20 protein-coding genes are annotated in these 18,710 nt (G+C 70.0%); 7 read left to right on the top strand and 13 right to left on the bottom strand.

Annotation, left to right across the window (positions count from 1 at the left end; genetic code table 11):
* Positions 1 to 106: 106 nt before the first annotated feature.
* Genes AB0J76_RS39700 through AB0J76_RS39690 form a run of 3 tightly spaced genes read right to left on the bottom strand, consistent with a single transcriptional unit; the run spans position 107 to position 2,686 of the window.
* A complete protein-coding gene (locus AB0J76_RS39700; protein WP_352319330.1) occupies positions 107 to 1,153 on the bottom strand; it encodes a PDZ domain-containing protein in 1,047 nt (348 codons plus the stop codon).
* Positions 1,154 to 1,163: 10 nt separating this feature from the next.
* Positions 1,164 to 1,589, bottom strand: a complete 426-nt coding sequence (locus AB0J76_RS39695; protein ID WP_352319328.1) for a molybdenum cofactor biosynthesis protein MoaE — start codon at positions 1,587 to 1,589, stop codon at positions 1,164 to 1,166.
* A 23-nt stretch (positions 1,590 to 1,612) separates the two neighbouring features.
* Entirely contained in the window at positions 1,613 to 2,686 is a 1,074-nt protein-coding gene (locus AB0J76_RS39690; protein ID WP_352319339.1) for an NAD-dependent epimerase/dehydratase family protein, read from the bottom strand.
* Positions 2,687 to 2,816: 130 nt separating this feature from the next.
* Here AB0J76_RS39690 and AB0J76_RS39685 point away from each other — a divergent pair, with 130 nt between their 5' ends.
* From AB0J76_RS39685 to AB0J76_RS39675, 3 genes are read left to right on the top strand one after another with little or no spacing between them, the layout of a single operon-like run.
* Positions 2,817 to 4,046 (top strand): zinc-dependent metalloprotease, encoded by a 1,230-nt coding sequence (locus AB0J76_RS39685; RefSeq protein ID WP_352319326.1) that lies wholly within the window; start codon positions 2,817 to 2,819, stop codon positions 4,044 to 4,046.
* Positions 4,043 to 4,603: an NUDIX domain-containing protein gene (locus AB0J76_RS39680; protein ID WP_352319325.1), complete on the top strand. Its 561-nt coding sequence runs from the start codon at positions 4,043 to 4,045 to the stop codon at positions 4,601 to 4,603. The genes AB0J76_RS39685 and AB0J76_RS39680 overlap by 4 nt, the downstream gene beginning before the upstream one ends.
* A 29-nt stretch (positions 4,604 to 4,632) precedes the next feature.
* A complete protein-coding gene (locus tag AB0J76_RS39675; RefSeq protein ID WP_352319324.1) occupies positions 4,633 to 5,619 on the top strand; it encodes an endonuclease/exonuclease/phosphatase family protein in 987 nt (328 codons plus the stop codon).
* 7 nt (positions 5,620 to 5,626) lie between these two features.
* Here the strand turns inward: AB0J76_RS39675 and AB0J76_RS39670 are convergent, their stop codons facing one another.
* The 3 genes from AB0J76_RS39670 to AB0J76_RS39660 all read right to left on the bottom strand — a co-directional run bounded on the left by AB0J76_RS39670 (position 5,627) and on the right by AB0J76_RS39660 (position 7,573).
* The gene (locus AB0J76_RS39670; RefSeq protein ID WP_352319322.1) at positions 5,627 to 6,211 is read right to left on the bottom strand and encodes a DUF2064 domain-containing protein; all 585 of its coding nucleotides are present in this window, start codon (positions 6,209 to 6,211) and stop codon (positions 5,627 to 5,629) included.
* The gene (locus tag AB0J76_RS39665; protein ID WP_352319320.1) at positions 6,208 to 6,723 is read right to left on the bottom strand and encodes a M48 family metallopeptidase; all 516 of its coding nucleotides are present in this window, start codon (positions 6,721 to 6,723) and stop codon (positions 6,208 to 6,210) included. Before AB0J76_RS39665 ends, AB0J76_RS39670 begins: the two co-directional genes overlap by 4 nt.
* 67 nt (positions 6,724 to 6,790) lie before the next feature.
* Positions 6,791 to 7,573 carry an enoyl-CoA hydratase-related protein gene (locus tag AB0J76_RS39660; RefSeq protein WP_352319318.1) on the bottom strand — a complete coding sequence of 261 codons (783 nt, stop codon included), beginning with the start codon at positions 7,571 to 7,573 and terminating at the stop codon, positions 6,791 to 6,793.
* Between the two features lie 279 nt (positions 7,574 to 7,852).
* Between AB0J76_RS39660 and AB0J76_RS39655 the strand changes: the two genes are divergently transcribed.
* Together AB0J76_RS39655 and AB0J76_RS39650 are read left to right on the top strand one after the other, a co-directional pair.
* Complete coding sequence (locus tag AB0J76_RS39655; protein WP_364392655.1) at positions 7,853 to 9,241, top strand: thiamine biosynthesis protein ThiF; 1,389 nt, start codon at positions 7,853 to 7,855, stop codon at positions 9,239 to 9,241.
* Between the two features lie 63 nt (positions 9,242 to 9,304).
* Positions 9,305 to 10,639, top strand: a complete 1,335-nt coding sequence (locus tag AB0J76_RS39650) for an AarF/UbiB family protein (RefSeq protein ID WP_352319338.1) — start codon at positions 9,305 to 9,307, stop codon at positions 10,637 to 10,639.
* A 66-nt stretch (positions 10,640 to 10,705) separates the two neighbouring features.
* Here AB0J76_RS39650 and AB0J76_RS39645 read toward each other — a convergent pair whose 3' ends face one another.
* The 6 genes from AB0J76_RS39645 to AB0J76_RS39620 form a co-directional block, all read right to left on the bottom strand.
* Complete coding sequence (locus tag AB0J76_RS39645; protein WP_352319315.1) at positions 10,706 to 11,122, bottom strand: VOC family protein; 417 nt, start codon at positions 11,120 to 11,122, stop codon at positions 10,706 to 10,708.
* Between the two features lie 20 nt (positions 11,123 to 11,142).
* Positions 11,143 to 11,586, bottom strand: a complete 444-nt coding sequence (locus AB0J76_RS39640; protein WP_352319313.1) for a helix-turn-helix transcriptional regulator — start codon at positions 11,584 to 11,586, stop codon at positions 11,143 to 11,145.
* A 551-nt stretch (positions 11,587 to 12,137) separates the two neighbouring features.
* A complete protein-coding gene (locus AB0J76_RS39635) occupies positions 12,138 to 12,332 on the bottom strand; it encodes a hypothetical protein (RefSeq protein WP_352319311.1) in 195 nt (64 codons plus the stop codon).
* A 41-nt stretch (positions 12,333 to 12,373) separates the two neighbouring features.
* Positions 12,374 to 12,643, bottom strand: a complete 270-nt coding sequence (locus tag AB0J76_RS39630; RefSeq protein ID WP_352319337.1) for a WhiB family transcriptional regulator — start codon at positions 12,641 to 12,643, stop codon at positions 12,374 to 12,376.
* A 546-nt stretch (positions 12,644 to 13,189) separates the two neighbouring features.
* The gene (locus AB0J76_RS39625) at positions 13,190 to 14,059 is read right to left on the bottom strand and encodes an acyl-CoA thioesterase II (protein WP_189652464.1); all 870 of its coding nucleotides are present in this window, start codon (positions 14,057 to 14,059) and stop codon (positions 13,190 to 13,192) included.
* Between the two features lie 156 nt (positions 14,060 to 14,215).
* Positions 14,216 to 16,249 carry an ATP-dependent DNA helicase UvrD2 gene (locus AB0J76_RS39620; protein ID WP_352319335.1) on the bottom strand — a complete coding sequence of 678 codons (2,034 nt, stop codon included), beginning with the start codon at positions 16,247 to 16,249 and terminating at the stop codon, positions 14,216 to 14,218.
* A gap of 154 nt (positions 16,250 to 16,403) precedes the next feature.
* Between AB0J76_RS39620 and AB0J76_RS39615 the strand changes: the two genes are divergently transcribed.
* Together AB0J76_RS39615 and AB0J76_RS39610 are read left to right on the top strand one after the other, a co-directional pair.
* On the top strand, positions 16,404 to 17,300 hold the full coding sequence (locus AB0J76_RS39615) for an alpha/beta hydrolase (protein WP_352319309.1): 897 nt from the start codon (positions 16,404 to 16,406) through the stop codon (positions 17,298 to 17,300).
* Between the two features lie 84 nt (positions 17,301 to 17,384).
* Positions 17,385 to 17,630 carry a mycoredoxin gene (locus AB0J76_RS39610; RefSeq protein WP_352319307.1) on the top strand — a complete coding sequence of 82 codons (246 nt, stop codon included), beginning with the start codon at positions 17,385 to 17,387 and terminating at the stop codon, positions 17,628 to 17,630.
* Here AB0J76_RS39610 and nudC read toward each other — a convergent pair whose 3' ends face one another.
* Complete coding sequence (nudC, locus tag AB0J76_RS39605; protein ID WP_352319306.1) at positions 17,631 to 18,605, bottom strand: NAD(+) diphosphatase; 975 nt, start codon at positions 18,603 to 18,605, stop codon at positions 17,631 to 17,633.
* Between the last annotated feature and the right edge of the window lie 105 nt (positions 18,606 to 18,710).

Below are 18,710 nucleotides of genomic sequence, written 5' to 3'. Positions count from 1 at the left end.
GGAAGCTCAAGGCCAACCCCTCGTCGTGATGAAGAAACGGTCCGTGTCTGGCAACTTACACCGCAGCGCCAGCCGTACGGCTAACGCACGGCGCTCGCCGGAAGTTTCATCCGGCCTCACAAGCGGGCACATTGCCCTTTCCGGTGCGCAGCGCGTCGAGCGCGAGCACCGCGTCGTGCAACGTGTCGGCCTTGACCAGCCGCAAGCCGTCGGGCACGGCCTTCATGGCCTCCGCGCAGTTGTCCGCGGGGGTGAGGAAGATGGTCGCGCCGGAGTCGCGGGCCCCCACCATCTTCTGGGCGATGCCGCCGATGGGCCCGACCTGGCCCTCGGTGTCGATGGTGCCGGTGCCGGCGATGCGCTTGCCGCCGGTGATCTCGCCGGGGGTCAGCTTGTCGAGTATGCCGAGCGAGAACATCAGCCCGGCGCTCGGCCCGCCGACGTCGCCCACGTTGATCTCGACATCGAAGGGGAACTTGAACTTCTCCTGCATGAGCACGCCGACGAGGGGCTTGCCGTCCTTGCTGGCGATCGGCTGCAGCGACACGTCGAGCTTCTGGCCGCCCCTGGTCACGTTGAAGGTCACGGTCTCGCCTGGCTTGTGCGCCTTGACGGTGTCCCCGACGAACTGCGAGTCGGTGGCCGGTTTGCCGTCGACCGCGTTGATCTGGTCGCCCTTCTGCAGCTTGCCGTCGGCGGGCTTGCCCTTCTCGGTGGACAGCACCGTGACGACCCGGTCGTAGTGGATCTTGAGCTCGTTGAGCGCGGCGGCCTTGGCGGAGTCCTGGGAGTTGGTCATCTCGACCGCGTTCTCCTCGTCGACCTTTTTCGCGTCACGGCCGGGCGGGAAGATCGTCTCCTGCGGGACCACCGCGACGGTCGGGTCGAGCCAGCCGCGCAACGCCGTCAGCAGGTCGATCTGGGCGGCCGGGCCACCCTGGTAGGCCACCGTGACCAGGCTCAGCGCGCCGCTCGTGGGATAGGTCTGCCGGCCGCTGATCGAGATCACCGGCTTCTTGTCGACCTCGCCGATGGTGTTCTCGGTGGGGCCGGGGCTCAGCACGACGTACGGGACCGGCCGGAACGCCCCCAGGACGCCCAGCGCGAGCACGAAGAACCCCGCGAGCAGCAGGGTGAGGACGCGTCGTGACATGGTGATGAGCTTATTCGCAGGCGCCGACCCACTCGGTCTCGCCATCGGCGAACACCTGGTGTTTCCAGATGGGGACCTCGGCCTTGAGATCGTCGATGAGCCTGCGCGAGGCCCTGAACGCCTCGTCGCGGTGTGGCGCGGCCACGGCGACGATCACCGCCGTGTCGCCGAGCCCCAGGTCGCCGACCCGGTGGACGGCGGCCATCGCGGTGACGGGGAAGTCGGCCGCGACCTTCTCGGCGACCCGGCGCAGCTCGTCCGGCGCCGAGGGATGGGCGGAGTAGGAGAGCCGGGTCACGGGTTTGCCGTGGTCCTGTTCGCGCACCGTGCCGATGAAGATCGCGGTGCCGCCCGCCGCGTGGTCTCCCACCGCGGCCAGCACCTCGTCCACGGACAACGGGGTGTCACGAATGCCGAGCAACCGGATGACGTCCACGGAAAGAGCCTAACCTCACGTTCCTACTGACGACGCTTTTTGCGGACCTGCCGGACGATCGCCGCGGTGCCGATGACGGCCACCGTCGCGCCGGCCGCAGTGAGCGTGGCCTCCTTTACCGGCAACCGCCTGCCGACCACGGTGGTCCTGTTCTCACGGAGTTCGAGGAGCTGCCGGAAGGCGGCCTCGTTGGTCCACGCGGGCTTCCAGCCCGCCTCGCGCAGCGCTGAGCAGTCGACCACCCACGGATAGACGACATAGTGCAGGTCGGTGGCGGGCGCCGGGGTGATGCCGAGCCGGTGCAGGCGCTGCGCGGTGCCGAACGTGAGCCCCGCCGGCAGCTCGAACCGCCGGATCCCGGACAGCTCCTCGACCTGCTCCTGCTCCAGCCAGCCGTCGGAGCCCACGGCCACCACGCCGGTGACGGCCCCCTTGGCGGCCAGCTCCAGCGCCGAGACGAGGTCGTCGATGTGGCAGAACTGCCAGTTGGGGTTGCAGCCCTTGACCGTGAGCAGCCGCGGCGACTCGAAGTGCCGGGTGATGACCGTGTCGACGCCCGGCCCGACCACCGCCGCCGGGCGCAGCACCGTGACGTCGAGGCCCGGGTGGCTGCGCAGCGACCTGCGGACCAGCGACTCGATCTCCAGGTAGTCGCCCACGACGCCGGTGTCGGGCTCGGCGGCCACCGGGGAGTCCTCCGGCAGGGGGACCTCGTTGTCGGGCGCGGCGCCGTAGACCATGGCGCTGGTGACCAGGATCACCCGCCGCACGCGGGCGGCGGCGCAGGCGGTGAGCACCGTCTGCGCGGCTCTGAGGTTGTACGCGCGCCGCTCCCCCGGGTCGGAGTCGACGGCGTAGTCACCGGCCAGATGGACCAGGACGTCGATGTCGGAGATCCGGTTCGCCAAGAGCGGATCCCGTACGTCGATCACTCTCCACGTGGCTTCCTGAACGTCGCCGCGCTCCTCGTCGATGGCCACCACTCTGCGGAAATCCGCGGCGGATGCGAGCCTCACGAGCAACTCGCGGCCGATGCCGGAGGCCGCGCCGGTGACGGCGACGACGGGTTGACGCGGGCGTTTCGAGGTAGGCACCAGGTCCTCACTTTGCACTGATCCGCCGTAGGACGACTAACGTGGCGGATGTGGACTCCTCCATCCTGCACGAGGTAGAGCGGTGACTGACCTGCCAGGTCGCGAAAACGACCCTAACGAGAACCCGTTCGCCATGTTCGGCAACCCTGAGCAAATGGCTCAGGCGATGCGCCAGTTCGCCGACATGTTGTCGGCGCCTCAGGGTTCAGGCCCTGTCAACTGGGACATGGCCAAGAACATCGCACGACACGCCGTGGTCGCCCAGGGCGATCCGAGCGTCATGGAAGGCGAGCGCCGCCAGATCGTCGAGGCGCTGAGCCTGGCCGACCTGTGGCTGAACGAGGCGACGACGCTGCCGAGCGGCGTGTCCAACCCGCAGGCCTGGAGCCGGTCGGAGTGGATCGAGAACACGGTCCCGGTCTGGCGCAAGCTTTGCGAGCCCGTTGCCGAACGCATGGTCGAGACCATGGGCGGCGCGCTCGGCGGCTCCGGGCTGCCGCCCGAGGCCCAGCAGATGGCCGGGCCGCTGATGGGCATGCTCAAGCAGATGGGCGGCATGATGGTCGGTCAGCAGATCGGCCAGGCGCTCGGCTCGCTGGCGCGCGAGGTCATCGGCACGACCGACATCGGCCTGCCGCTGTCCGGCACCGCGGCGCTGCTGCCCGGCGGCATCGCGTCCTTCAGCGAGGGCCTCGAGATCCCCGCCGACGAGATCCGGCTCTACCTGGCGCTGCGCGAGGCCGCGCACCACCGGCTGTTCCAGCACGTCCCGTGGTTGCGCTCGCACCTGCTCGGGGCCGTCGAGGAGTACGCCAGGGGCATCACCGTGGACACCTCCGCGCTGGAGGAGCAGATCCGCGGGCTCGACATCAACAACCCCGAGGCGATCCAGGAGGCGCTGAGCGGCGGCGCGCTGCTCAAGCCTGAGGAGACCGAGCGGCAGAAGGCCGCCCTGGCCCGCCTGGAGACGATGCTCGCCCTGGTCGAGGGGTGGGTGGCCACGGTGGTCGACCGGGCCGCCGACGGCAAGCTGCCCTCGGCGGTCGCGCTGGCCGAGACCGTGCGCAGGCGCCGGGCGACCGGTGGGCCCGCGGAGCTGACGTTCGGCACGCTGGTCGGGCTGGAGCTGCGGCCCCGGCGGCTGCGCGAGGCCGCGGCGCTGTGGCGCGCGCTGGAGACCGAGCGCGGCGTCGACGGGCGCGACGCCCTGTGGGGTCACCCCGACCTCATGCCGACGGCCGAGGACCTCGACGACCCCGACGCGTTCGTACGCGGCGAGGCCGCCTGGGACATCTCCCAGCTGGAGGCCAGGCCCACCGACGAGAACGGCGGCGAGAACGGCGACCAGGACGGCGGCCGGTGACCCTGCACGACGACGCGGTGGCGGTGCTGTCCTCCTGGACCGCGCCGACCCCCGAGGAGGAGGCGCTGCGCGCCGAGTTCCTCGGCCACCTGCGGACGTACGACGACGCCATGTGGCGCGTGTGCGCACCCGGCCACCTGACGGCCACCACCGCCGTGCTCAGCCACGACGGCGCCCGGGTGCTGCTCACGCTGCATCCGAAGGCCGGGCAGTGGTTGCCCATGGGCGGCCACTGCGAGGACTTCGACGCCACGCTGGAGGCGGTGGCGCTGCGCGAGGCCACCGAGGAGTCGGGAATCTCCGGACTTGAGCTGCTGCCCGGCCCGCTGGCCGTGGACAAGCACAAGGTCTGGTGCCATCCGCCGCACAGCTGGCACCTCGACGTCGAGTACGCGGCCGTGGCACCTCCCGGCGCCGAGGCCGTCATGAGCGACGAGTCGCTCGACCTGCGCTGGTTCCCCGTCGACGAGATCCCCGAGCTGTCCGACGAGGCCACGCGCCGGCTGGCCGCACGCGGACGCGCCGCGCTCAGCTCGCGCTCGCGTTCGCTGGGTTAGAGTCCTTCGCATCGTTCCAAGGGGGCCGCGTGGAGACTTCTGCCGTTGGCGGCACGATCGTGACGCCTGCCCGCAAGCCGCGGAAGTTGCCCGGCAACGTCCTGACCTGGCTGGCCGTGACACCCTTCGCGGCCTGGGCCGTGGCCAGGGTGGCCGGGCTGGAACGAGGCTCGCTGCCCACGCAGCTGATGACGGCGACGCCGTACGCGGCGGCCGGGTCCCTGGTCCCCCTCCTGATCGCCGCGGTCGGGCGCCGGCGGGCCGCGACGGCCGTCGCGCTGCTCACCACGACCGCGCTCGGGTTCAGCGTCCTGCCGCGTGCGCTGGGCACGGCCGAGGCCACGACCGGCAGGCCGTTCAAGGTCATGACCATCAACATGTTGTTCGGCAAGGCCGACCCGCAGGTGATCGTGAACCTGGTGCGCGAGTTCCGGCCCGACGTGCTGAGCACGCAGGAGCTGACGCCCGGCGCCGTGGCCGACATGGACGCGGCCGGCCTGAAGGAGCTCATGCCCCACCGCGTGCTCGAGGACGAATGGGACGCCGGCGGAAGCGGCCTCTACTCCAGGCACCCGCTGCAGACGCTCGACGGCGTGGTGCCGCCGGTGGGGCACAAGATGCCCGCCGCCATGGTGGCGCTGCCGGGCGGGAAGCCGATCGAGTTCGTCGACGTCCACCCCTACCCGCCGCTCGGCCCCAACGTGGTCAACTGGAACGAGGCGCTCTCCAGCCTTCCTTCCGCCGGCGGCGAAACCGTGCGGATCCTCGCCGGCGACTTCAACGCCTCGCTCGACCACGCCTCGCTGCGCAGGCTGCTGGCCCGGGGGTACAAGGACGCGGCCGACCAGGTGGGCGCGGGGCTGATCCCCACGTGGCCGGCCAACAAGCGGGTGCCGCCGATCATCACCATCGACCACGTGCTGGTGGACGAGCGGGTGGGCGTCAGGGAGGTCAGCGTGCGCGACGTGCCGGGCACCGACCACCGGGCCGTGCTGGCCGAGCTCACCGTGCCGTGACGCGGGGTCAGCGGCCGGCGATCAGGGCGCGGGTGTTGTCCCAGCCTTCGAGACCCGGGTCGAGGCGTTCGACGTCGTCGAGCGTGCGCAGGCGGTGCCATCCAGAGATGGTGGCGACCCTGCGCGGGCCCGGGGCCTGAGCTCGAAGGACGGCGACGACGTCGGGGTCGTCGAGGTCGGGGTCGGCCCAGGTCGGCAGCGGCAGCGAGCAGGCCAGCGCCACCGCGCCGCCGTCCGCCGCGGGGCAGATCGTGATCTCGGCCCGGCCCAGTTCCCTGAACAGCTTGCCGACCAGCAGCGAGGGCAGGTCGGGCGCGTCGGCGTTGATCACCGCGGCCTGGTCGCCGGACAGTCGGCCAAGGACCGCTCGCAGCGGCTCGTCCTCGTCGATGGTGACGATCTCCGTGCCGGGCCAGACGAGGTCGTCGAGGCCGGGGACGGCCGTGATCAGAACCGGGGTGACGAACTCCAGGCCGGCGACCATCTCGTAGGTGTCCTCGGCCACGGCCTCCAGGAACTGCCGTGGATCGACGCCGGGGGGCGCCGCTTCGGCCATGCGGCCGCGTACCAGGACGGCGACGATGCGCGTCAACACTCCTCCGGTGCCGTGTGGGCCGCCGCGGAGAATCCTTCGAGGAACCCGCGCGCCCGCTCCGCCTTCGGATACTGTTCTACCAGCGCCCAGAACCCCGGGCCATGGCTCGGCACGATCAGGTGCGCGAGCTCATGGATGATGACGTAGTTGATGACCCACTCGGGCAGGCCCTTGAGCCGGGTCGAGATCCTGATGGTGCCGTTCTCCGGGGTGCAGGAGCCCCAGCGATGCTGCTGGTTGTCGACCCATCGCACGCTCACCGGGTCGGGCCGGCCGTCGAGGTACTTCACCGACAGCTCCCTCGCCCGTTCGAGCAGGGCCTCGTCGGTCGGCCTTCGTCGTTCTTCCTTGGCGGCCAGCCGGTCGAGCATCCGGCTCACCCATTCATCCGCGTCTTCGCCGCTCAGCCAGGCGGGCAGGAGCACGATCGTCTTGTCGCCGTCGCGGTAGGCGGAGACCGTACGCCGGCGACGAGAACTGCGACGGACCTCGACTGTCTCGGGGGGCACATAAGCACGTTAGCCGAGACTGGCGAAATTCCACAGAGGGTGGACGTTGTTTTCGCTGGTCAGATGATTAAGAGCCGGTGAATTTGGGCATGCGCCTTTCCCGATGCGCCGCCAGGCCCTCCAGCAGGTCGGATGATGCCATGGTCACGGGCTGGGCCAAGGATTCCCACCTCAGAGCGGCTTCCAGGTCTTGATGCTCTTGGTTCAGCGCGACCTTTGTGAGGCGGGTGGCGACTGGAGCCATCTCCGCGATCTTCTTGGCGATGACCGAAACCTCGGAGAGAAGGTCATTCTTCGGGAAAGATTGATTTACCAAGCCTTTATCTGCGGCTTCCGTACCCGTAAGGAGACGGCCGGTCAGGAGCATCTCGCGGGCCAGTGCCGTACCGGCTCTTCTGGGCAGCAGGTAGGTGGCGGCCATGCCCGGGTGCAGCCCCAGCCGGGTGAAGGGGGCCAGCAGTTTGGCGTCGTCCGCGGCGTAGACGAGATCGCAGGCCAGGGCGACACACAGGCCCGCGCCGACGGCGGGGCCGTTGACCGCGGCGACGGTGGGGACCTCCAGGTCGGCGATCATCAGCCAGGTACGGTAGAAGGCGAGCATGCGGTCGCGCAGCGGCGGCACGGCCTCGGCGCCGCGCTCGCCGATCCACGACAGGTCACCGCCCGAGGAGAACGCGCTGCCCGCTCCGGTGACGACGACGCAGCGCAGGTCACGGTCGGCGGCCAGGGTGGTCATGGTTTCGCGCCATTCGGCCGTCATGGTGTCGGTCATGGCGTTGCGCAGTTCGGGGCGGTTGAGGGTGAGGACGACTACTCCGTCGTCTGTGCGGTCGACCAAGAGCTCGCTCATGCGGCGAAGCGTAACGCTCTGCGGGACGCGGATGCGGAGGCGGTTCCCGCTTGCCTCGGTGGTTCCCGGCTTGCCCCGGTGGTTCCGGCCTGCCCCGCTGGTTCCCGGCTCTCCTCGGTGGTTCCCCGCTCGCCTCAGGTGCGGATGTGGTCTCCGGCCTGTCTCGGGTGCGCTTCGCTGCGGGACGTTGTCCACAGGGTGGGCGTCGTGGTCGGAGGTTGTCCACAGGCGGCGCGGAACCGGCTCGGGATCTTGGTCGGACGTGCGAACCTTCCGGCCATGAGGCCACGTGTGAAGCCGGCCCTCCGGCGCATCCTCCGCGACGAGCACACCCTGCAGTACGGCGTGCATCCCCTCCGGGCCATCACGCTGACCGGCCTGACGAGATCGGTTCGTCAGTGGATCGAGGGGCTCGACGGCACCCGCGACCTGCGCCGGGTGATGCGTGACGCGGCGGCGGCCGGCCTCGACGAGCCGTGCGCCCAGGCTCTGCTCGACTACCTCGCCACGCGAGGGGCCCTGCACGACGCCGGCCCGTTCCCGGCGCCGCTCCGGGAGCTCTCCCTCGCCGAGCGGGATCGGCTGAAACCCGATCTCGACGCGCTCGACCTGGCCTCGAACGGTCCCCAGGGCGGCGTCGAGCTGCTGCGGCGTCGGCGGGAGGCGAAGGTCAGGGTTTACGGAGCCGGACGCGTGGGGGCCCAGATCGTCGCCTTGCTCGCGGCCGGCGGGGTCGGCGACATCCGCGTGATCGATCCCGGGCCGGTCCGGCCTGGGGACATCACGCCGGGCGGCCTGACATGGGCCGAGGTGGGGCTGTCCCGGGAGGAGGGCGCGGCGGCGGTCGCCCGGCGGCTGCTTGCTCCCCCGCCGAAGAACGCGCCGGCCGTTCCGCCGCCGCGCGATCACGCCGCACCCCCTCGCCATGCGGGCCCGAACGCGACACCCGCTGGCGATGTCGCCGGCCGGCCCGCACGCGGGGCGCCGTCGCCGTCCGGAGGCACGACCGCACAACCCAGGCGAGGGGGCATCACGCCCTCCAACGGCGCGACCGCACAACCCAGGCGGCCAGGCGTCACGCCGTCCGACAGCGCCGCCGCGCAGGTCTCTCCTGATGTGCCACCTACTTCGGCGGAGGTGAGTCAGGACGTCGTTCCGTCGTCCAACGTCCTGGCCGGAGCTCCGCATCTGGGGGACGGCACGGCACGTCCCGACCTCGCCATCCTGGCGCCCGTAGGGCCGCTGGACGGGGTGCTGGTCAACGAGCTGGCCGACTTCGGCATCCCGCATCTGCTGGTGTCGGCCTTCGAGGGGCACGGGTCCGTCGGCCCACTGGTGTTTCCCGGGGAGACGACGTGCCTGCACTGTCTCGACCTGACGCGCCGCGACCACGATCCCGCCTGGCCGATCGTCACTGCCAGGCTGGGCGGCTATCCGCCGGGCGAGATCGCCTGCGACACGACTCTCGCCACGCTCGTCGCGGCCGCGGCGACCGGTCAGGCGCTTGCTCATCTCGAAGGCCGGGCGTCCTCTGTGACGAACGGCACAATGGACGTAATGCCTGATTGGTGCTGGAAAAGACGGTCGTGGAGCGGTCATCCGCAATGTCGTTGTATGCGAAACAATCCATATTCGCTAACAATGGACGTGTCACCTACCAGCGACTGACGTGCTCAGGGGACGACCACGAAGGGGGGAAGCGGCATCTCGGGCGAGGTTCCGCGCATGAGTGTGAGCGATCTTCCGCGCCGGGCAGTCACCCGCTCAGCCAAGTTGGCCACCCTTCCGCTCGGGTTCGCCGGGCGGGCCGCCCTCGGCCTCGGCAAGCGCATCGGCGGCAAATCAGCAGAAATCGTGGCCCAGGAGGTACAGCAGCGCACCGCCGAGCAGATCTTCAAGGTGCTCGGCGAGCTCAAGGGCGGGGCGATGAAGCTCGGGCAGGCACTGTCGATCTTCGAGGCGGCGCTTCCGCCGGAGATCGTCGGCCCCTACCGGGCGACCTTGACGAAACTGCAGGACGCCGCTCCTCCGCTGCCGGTCGCCACCGTCCACAAGGTGCTCGCCGAGCAACTGGGGGACGATTGGCGCAAGCACTTCCTCTCGTTCGACGACCGGCCCACGGCCGCCGCCTCGATCGGCCAGGTGCACAAGGCCGTCTGGAACGACGGGCGCGAGGTGGCCGTCAAGATCCAGTATCCAGGGGCGGGCAAGGCGTTGCTCGGCGACTTCACCCAGCTGGCCCGGCTGGGAAAGATGTTCGGGGCGCTGCTGCCCGGCCTCGACATGAAGGCGCTGCTGGCCGAGCTGCGCGAGCGCATCGCCGAGGAGCTCGACTACCTGCGTGAGGCCGAGGCACAGCACGCCTTCGCGCTGGAGTTCAACGGCGATCCCGACTTCCACGTGCCTGATGTGGTGGCGGCCAACGAGATGGTGCTGGTCAGCGAGTGGATGGACGGCACTCCCCTGTCGCGGGTGATCACCGAGGGCAGCAAGGACGAGCGTGATCAGGCGGGGCTGCTGTTCGTCCGGTTCCTGTTCTGCTCGCCTGCCCGGGTCGGCATGCTGCACGCCGATCCCCATCCGGGCAACTTCCGCGTGCTGGCCAACGGCAAGCTGGGCGTCCTCGACTTCGGCGCGGTCAACCGCCTGCCCGGCGGCTATCCGAAGGTCTTCGGGCAGCTCACGCGCATCTTCAACCAGGGCGACATGGAGACCGTGATGACGGGTCTCCGTGACGAGGGCTTCATCCGTCAGGACATCGACATCGACCCCGACGCCCTGCGCGCTTTCCTGGCGCCGTACGTGGAGCCGACGGCCGTGGAGGAGTTCACCTTCAGCCGGGAGTGGCTGCAGGCCCAGGCGGCCAGTGTCGCCGACCTCCGCCCGACGAACGTGGTTCGCCAGCTCAACCTGCCGCCGTCGTACGTGCTCATCCATCGGGTGCACGCGGCCGGCGTCGGGGTCCTCTGCCAGCTCGGCACGACGGCGCGCTTCCGTGACGAGGTGATCCGCTGGGTTCCGGGCTTCGCCGACGACCCGAACGGCGAGGCACTGGCTATCGGCTGATCGGGCGGGACGCGGGTCAAGGGACGGCCCGAAGGACGCATCCAGGGTGATGGAACCGAGCGCGGGTCAGGGGTGGCGTTCCTGGATGCGGATCAGGTTGCCGGAGGGGTCGCGGACGGCGCAGTCGCGGACGCCGTACGGCTGGTCCATCGGCTCCTGGACGATTTCGGCGCCGCTGGCCTTCAGGCGTTCGAAGGTGGCGTCGAGGTCGGTGGTGGCGAGGTTCACGCCGGCGTAGGTGCCCTTGGCCATCATCTCGGTGATGGTGCGGCGTTCGTCGTCGGTGATGCCGTAGCCGTTCGCGACCGGTGGTTGCAGGACGATGGACGTGTCCGGCTGGCCGGCGGGGCCCACCGTGAGCCAGCGCATCCCCTTGTAGCCGACGTCGTTGCGTACCTCGAAGCCGAGGACGTCACGGTAGAAGGCCAGGGAGGCTTCCGGGTCGGTGTGCGGGAGGAAGCTGGAGTGGATGGTGATGTCCATGGAAGTCACGCTAATTGGGGTCAGGTAAGCGCGGTCTCTCGGTTCCTGATGGGTCTGGTCACCTGTTTCGACACGCACGACGGCATCCCCGCGGTCGCGCTCGCCGCCCGGCGACGATAGACGCTGGGCGGCACACCGACCAACTCGGTGAAGCGGGTGCTGAAGCTGCCCAGCGAGGAACAGCCGACCGCGAAGCAGACCTCGGTGACGCTCATGTCGCCGCGGCGCAGGAGCGCCATCGCGCGTTCGATGCGGCGGGTCATCAGGTAGCCGTACGGGGCCTCGCCGTACGCGCGGCGGAACTCGCGGCTGAGGTGGCCGGCTGACATGTTCACGCCGCGGGCCAGGGCTTCGACGTCGAGCGGCTGGGCGTAGTCGCGGTCGATGCGGTCGCGGACGCGGCGCAGCAGGGCGAGGTCACGCAGGTGCTGCGCTTCGGCGGGTCTGCTGGTCACATGCGCCATCGTACGTCGGCCCATGGTCGGCCGGGACCGCCGGCCACCCCAGCTCACACCGCACCCTCCACCCCACGAACCCTTCCCGACCCGAGTCCGACATACCGAAAAGAGCCAGGCACCGAAGACAAATGCATGGAAGGCCAGCTCCCTGGCCGCCGCAAGAAGACCACCCGAGATCCGGATCGCGAATCACAGGAAGAGACAGACAGGCCAAGGCCCCCGGCTGCAGGCTGCGCCGCGCCCCGAAGCGACCGGACCGCAACTCATCCGGCAGAGCGCAGAGGTCCCGCAACTCATCCGGCAGAGCGCAGAGGTCCCGCAACCCACCGCGCTCAACGCGGACGTCCCGCAGCTCACCTGGTCGCAGAGATTCCCGCGACACACCGGACAGAACGCAGGCGACCCGCAGCTCACCGAGCTGGGCGGCAGACGTCCCGCATCTCGCCCCACAGAGCGCAGAAGTCTGGGCATGGAAAGAGCCGGGCGCTGGGTGCGCCCGGCTCTTCAGATGCAGGTGGGGATCAGGAGATCCTGCGCCGGCGGCAGGACCTCCTTGATCACACCTGCCGGCTCAGCGCCTTCCGCAAGCGGTCGTTGGCCCGCTTGACCTCGCGTCGCGCCCGCTGTACGCGGCTTACGCGCAGGATGAGACGCTGCTCCTCCGCTTCGCGGTGGAGAGTTTGTATTCGGTCGTTGACCAAGTCATGAAACAGATACGGCACGGCCAGGCTCCTGGTGGAAGAAGTGCTCATCGGTGTTCTTGTTCTCTCTCGCTCGTCGGGCTGGTGGATGGTCAGGCAGCGACCGGGTGCTTGCGGGGACGCCCGCGCGGACGCTTGCGGGGAACAACCGTTCCCCTGAGGATCAGTTCGCCGCCCCAGACTCCCCAGGGCTCCTCGCGCTCCAGCGCGCGGGCCAGGCAGGCCTGCTGGATCGGGCAGCCGCTGCAGAGAGCCTTGGCGAACTCGACGTCCTCGGGTGACTCTGCGAACCACAGGTCAGGGTCGGTACGACAGGGGATCTTGGCTTCGTCGATCAGGTCCATGATCGTCTTGGCCCCCATCTGCTTCTCCTTTTGATCGAGCTTTTTGATCTTGTCGGGCACCTCGGAGGTGGTCGGGGATCGCGGAAAAACAAAGAGGCCGCGGATCCTGTGTACGGATCCGCGGCCTGGGGGCTGCTATGTGCCGGTCAGGTTATGACCGGAGCATCCCTCCAGGGTTGCGGACCGCACAGTCCACCCTTGGTGAGCTGGTTGGTCGGGGCAGCGATACCTGCGCCATAGACAGGAACGCCTTGCGGAGCGGCGACACCCGCGTGAGCCCTCGCACGGACGGCGGGGGCCTGGATACGGGCAGACTTCTCCTGCCGCAGCTTGGCCGGCCCATCGGCGAGCCTCACCGAGTCACGGCACGCGGAAGCGAGCCACTGCGTGGCCGACATCTGGATGCTCATCACCGGGGCTCACCTCCACTCATCAGATCGTCGGAAACAGGAGTGTCCGACTCGCTTGTCCATGACCCTAAACCGGGAAGCCGGGAAGGGGCAACATATTTTCTACCTGCGATTTTGTGACACAACCACGGTGTCACAACGTGCTGCGAACCGACTACTTCGCCACGCGGATCATCGCCTCCTGGACGACGGAGACCACGAGCTCGCCCGACGCGGTGAACATCTCGCCGCGCGCGAGCCCCCGAGCGCCCGCCGACCAGGGGGCCTCCTGGGCGTACAGAAGCCAGTCGTCGGCGCGGAACGGGCGGTGGAACCACATCGCGTGGTCCAGGGACGCGCCGATCACGTTCGAGGCTCCCCAGGCCATCCCGTGGGCCAGCAGGATCGTGTCCACGAGCGTGAAGTCCGAGGCGTACGCGGCCAGCACGACGTGCAGCAGCGGGTCGTCGGGCAGGTCGGCGTCGTAGCGGAACCACACGTTGGTCTGGGCGCTGCGCAGCTCGGGGTTCAGGTGCGCCTCCCACGTCAGGGGAGAGACGTAGCGGGCGTCCACGGGGCGCGGGCGCGAGAGCCACTCCCGCAGCTCGGGGTGGTCGCCCAGCACCTCCGACATCCTGTTCTGGAACGTCGGCAGCGTCTCGGGGGCGGGCACGACCGGCGCCACCGACGCCTGGTGCTCCACGCCCTCCTCGAAGATGTGGAACGAGGCCGACATCGTGAAGATCGCCTTGCCGTGCTGGACGGCGACGATCCGGCGGGTGGTGAACGACCGGCCGTCGCGCAGGCGCTCGACGTTGTAGACGATGGGGATGGACGGGTCGCCCGGCCTGATGAAGTAGGCGTGCAACGAGTGGACGTGCCGGTCCTTGGGAACCGTGCGGCCGGCCGCCACGAGGGCCTGCGCGGCCACCTGGCCGCCGAAGACGCGCTGGATGCGCTCCTCCGGGCTTCTGCCCCGGAAGATGTCCAGCTCGATCTGCTCAAGGTCGAGCAGGTCGAGCAGCTCCTTCAGCGCCTCGTTCACAGGGCCCCCTCACGGACGAACATTCCACGGACAAGTCTGACGTGCCACGCCTGTTCCCCCAAACCCGCCCTGCCTTGCCGGGATGCGCCCGTCCTGCCGTTTCGCCCGGTGGGGAAGGGACTCACGCGCGAGGGGGCCGGCCGTACGTGAGGGATCTCACCCGCGGCACAGGCCGAGGACGGCCTCGCCGTAGCGGTCGACCTTGACCCGGCCGATGCCGGCGATCGACAGCAGCTCCTGCTCGGTGGCCGGCGCGCGTTCGGCGATGGCCTGGAGGGTGACGTCGGTGAAGACCACGTACGGCGGGATCTTGGCCTCCTTGGCGGTGGCCGTGCGCCAGACCTTGAGGCGTTCGAGCAGGGCCTCGTCGTAGTCGGCCGGGCAGGTCGCGCAGCGGCCGAGCTTCTGCTCGGCGGCGGCCACCAGCGTCTTGGCGCACACCCGGCAGCTCACCGGCGCGGCGACCGTGCGGCGTTCGCCCGCCGGGGTCGTCATGCGGGGCGGCGTCGAGGCGCGGCCGGTGAGCCCGTCGAGGAAGCGGGAGGGACGGCGGCTCTTGCGCCCGCCGGGCGCGCGGGCCAGCGCCCAGGACAGCGACAGGTGCTCGCGGGCGCGGGTGACGCCGACGTAGAGCAGCCGCCGTTCCTCCTCGATCTGCTCGGGGGTCTCGGCGTAGATGATCGGCAGCATGCCGTCGGTGAGGCCGACCAGGAAGACCGCGTCCCACTCCAGGCCCTTGGCGGCGTGCAACGAGGCGAGCGTGACACCCTCCACCGGCGGCGCGTGCTGCTCGGAGGCGCGGCGTTCCAGCTCGGCGACGTACGCGGGCAGGTCGGCGCCCTCGGCGGCCATGTCCTCGGCCAGGTCGGCCAGCGCCTTCAGCGACTCCCACTTCTCCCTGGCCTTGCCGCCGCCGGGCGGGGAAGGGGTCAGGCCGACCCCGGTCAGGATGTGGTGCACTTCAGAGGCCAGCGGCTCGCCCGCGGCCGACCGCGCGGCGCCGCGCAGCAGCACGACCGCCTGCCGCACCTCGGGACGCTCGAAGAACCGCTCGGCGCCGCGCAGCACGTACGGGATCTCGGCCTTGGACAGGGCCTCCTCGTAGGACTCCGACTGGGAGTTGACCCGGAACAGCACAGCGATCTCGCGCGAGGGCACCCCCTTGTCCAGCAGCTTCCTGATGGCCCGCGCGACGCCGGCGGCCTCGGCGGGCTCGTCGTCGTAGTCGGAGAAGACCGGTTTGGGGCCGTCGGGGCGCTGGGCGATGAGTTCGAGGCGGTTGGGGGTCCTGGACTTGGCGATGACCAGGTTGGCCAGGTTCACGACCTGCGGGGTGGAACGGTAGTCGCGGACCAGCCTGATGACGGCGGCCTTCGGGTGCTCGACGGCGAAGTTGGTGAGGTAGCGGGGGCTGGCGCCGGTGAACGAATAGATGGTCTGGTTGGGGTCGCCGACCACGCAGATGTCGTCGCGGCCGCCGAGCCAGGTGTCGAGCAGGAGTTTCTGGAGCGGGTTGACGTCCTGGAACTCGTCCACGACGAAGTAGCGGTACTGCTGGCGGATCTGGGCCGCGACCTCCTGGTGCTCGGTCATCACGGCCGCGGTCAGTTCGAGGATGGTCTCGAAGTCGACCAGGTGGCGTTCGCGGCGGATGCGCTCGTACGACTCGTAGAGCCGGGCCACCTCCTCCGGCGAGCCGGGCGGCGTGCGGTGGTGCTTGGCGGCGGCGGCCACGTAGTCTTCGGGGCCGATCTGGGAGACCTTGGCCCATTCGACCTCGGCCGCGATGTCCCGCAGCTCGGACCGGTCGGGATTTTTCCGGATCTGGCGGCAGGCTTCGACCAGCACCGGCAACTTCGACTCGATGACCGAAGGGGCCTCGCCGCCGATCACCCGCGGCCAGAAGTAGGTGAGCTGGCGCAGGGCGGCCGCGTGGAACGTACGGGCCTGGACGCCCGGCGCCCCCAGCGCCCGCAGCCGCTGCCGCAACTCCCCCGCCGCCCGGGTGGTGAACGTCACCGCGAGCACGCTGGGCGCGTCGACCACCCCGCTGCGCACGGCGTGGGCGATGCGATGGGTGATCGCCCTGGTCTTGCCCGTGCCGGCCCCGGCGAGCACGCACACCGGGCCGCGCACCGCCTCGGCGACCTCCCGCTGTTCCGGGTCGAGGCCGCTGAGGACGTCATCCACGCTGTTCACCCGATCTTCCTCCCCGCAAGTGGCGCCGAAGCACTTTATTCTGGCAACATGCGGCCCGACGTATGTTCATAGTCACCGAGATGCAAAGGAATGGTTGCTTCCCCCACAATGGGGCCGACCATGCCGCATGGGGGAAAGGAAGGCCGTGCGAACAGCGGTTTTCGCGGGCGCGCTGGCGCTCGCTGCCGTGGCGCTCACACCTGCCGTCGCGTTCGCGGCCGAGCCGCCCGTCCCCGTGGTGACCAATCCCACAGACCCCGACGGCCTCGGCGGGCTGGCCACGGAGACCCTTTCCTACGGTTCCCAGCGTCACCAGGACATGGACGTGTGGTGGACGCCCGACGGCCAGAAGCGCCCCGGCGTCTTCCTGATCCACGGCGGCTGGTGGTCCGGCGGCGACAAGAAGTACATGAAGGAGATCACCCGCAGCTACGCCGACCTCGGGTACACGGTCTTCAACCTGAACTACCGCCTCTCCGGCGAGGCCGCCTGGCCGGCGCAGCGCACCGACGCGCTGGCCGCCATCGCCCTGGCCCGCAAGCACGCCGACCGCTGGGCCTTCGACCCGAGCAAGTACGTCGTCGTCGGCTTCTCGGCGGGCGGGCACATCGCCGCCTCGGTCGGCACCTACGGCAACGGCATCGCCGGGCTGAAGGGCGTGGTCGGGCTGTCGCCGATCATCTCGCCGCTGCGCGCGTACGCCGACGGCGAGAAGACCGCGAACCCCGACAAGCGCAAGCTGCGCGAGGCCGCGATCCGGCTGGCCGGCGGCTGCGAGCCCAAGGGGAAGTGCTCGCGCGTGTGGGCGAGCATGGAGGTGGCCTGGCACGCCAGCGCCAAGGACGCCCCGATGCTCACGGTGCACTCCGAGGACGAGTTCGTGCCGCCGACGCAGAGCCAGCTGCTCAAGCAGATGCTCGGCCAGGTGGGCGTGCCGATGACGATCATGACGGCGCCCGGCACCAACCACAGCGCTCCCCTGTACCGGGAACCCGGCGTGGCCGAGCGGGTGCAGGCCTGGATCGCCGAGCGCATCGGCTAGCCAGCCCCGGGCAGGGATTAAGCGGGCGCCTCCGCGTTGTTGCACCGAGCGCCTGATTTCCTGACCTTGGAGGGACAACCCGACATGGCGCTCACCGTCTACAGCACTACCTGGTGCGGCCCCTGCAAGCGGCTGAAGTCTCAACTCGCCCGCGAAGGCATCGCCTTCAAGGAGGTCGACATCGAGCGCGACCCGGCCGCCGCCGAATTCGTCATGAGCGTCAACAACGGCAACCAGACCGTGCCGACCGTGGTGATCGAGACCGACCACGGCCGGATCGTCCGGACCAACCCCTCCGCCCGGGAGGTCAAGGCCCTGCTCGGGGCCTGATCACCAGTCGCCGACGAGCTCGCCGCCGTACCACGTCTCGATCAGGCGGCGGGCTATCGACACCGGGGGAGGCAGGCGCACCTCGCCCGACCGGAGCGCGGCCACGAGCTCGTCGCGGGTGAACCAGCGCGCCTCGGCGATCTCGTCGGCGTCGGGGGTCAGCGCGGTCGTGGTGGCGTCGGCGAAGAAGCCGAGCATGAGGCTGCGCGGGAACGGCCAGGGCTGGCTGCCCAGGTAACGCGGGTTGACGACGTGGACGCCGACCTCTTCGGCGACCTCGCGGACCACCGCGTACTCCAGGGACTCGCCCGGCTCCACGAAGCCCGCCAGGATCGACAGGCGCCCCTCGGGCCACTGGGGGCCGCGGGCCAGCAGGCAGCGGTCGTCCTCGTCCCTGATCAGCATGATGACCGCGGGGTCGACGCGCGGGAAGTGCTGGCTCGCGTCCTGCGGGCACACCCGGACGTGACCGCCGGCCTGCACCGCCGTACGGGCGCCGCAACGGGGGCAGAACTGGTGGGTGGCGTGCCAGGCCTCCAGCGCCACCGCGTGGACCAGCAGGCCTGCGTCGCGGTCGCCGAGCAGGCCGCCCACCTGGCGCAGACCCGCCGGCACCGGACTGCCCTCAGGCGTGTCGTTCAGACTCATCGGCATCGTCACCCGGCCGTTGAGGTCGCCGGCTGGCGTGCCGGGCAGCGGCGCGGCCACCGCGAAGTAGGCGGTGCCGCCCTCGACGCCGAGCAGGTAACGCTCGCCCGGCGGCGCCTGCGCGGGGGTGTAGAGCACCGCGTGCACCTCGTCGCCGGCCCGCCGCACCAGGGTGTGGCCGTTGTCGATCACCAGCACCCTGGTCCCGGGGTCGGCCCACGCCTTCTCCAGCCATCTGTCGTCGGCACGCAGCGCCGACGATCTGTCGATGGTCCCCCGTGCCAGGAGCAGTGGGCCGATGAGTTGCTCTTCCGCGGTCTTTTCCACTGGCCGCCCCTCCCCAAGTCGCTTGTCATCCTATGACCTCGCAGTTAGCCGCCGATTAGGGTGTGCGGGCCCCGGAACGATCATCCGCAGGCTAGGATCATCGAG

The sequence above is a fragment of the Nonomuraea sp. NPDC049624 genome (assembly GCF_040675255.1).
Taxonomy (GTDB): domain Bacteria; phylum Actinomycetota; class Actinomycetes; order Streptosporangiales; family Streptosporangiaceae; genus Nonomuraea.
This window is presented reverse-complemented; position numbering and strand designations above follow the sequence as displayed.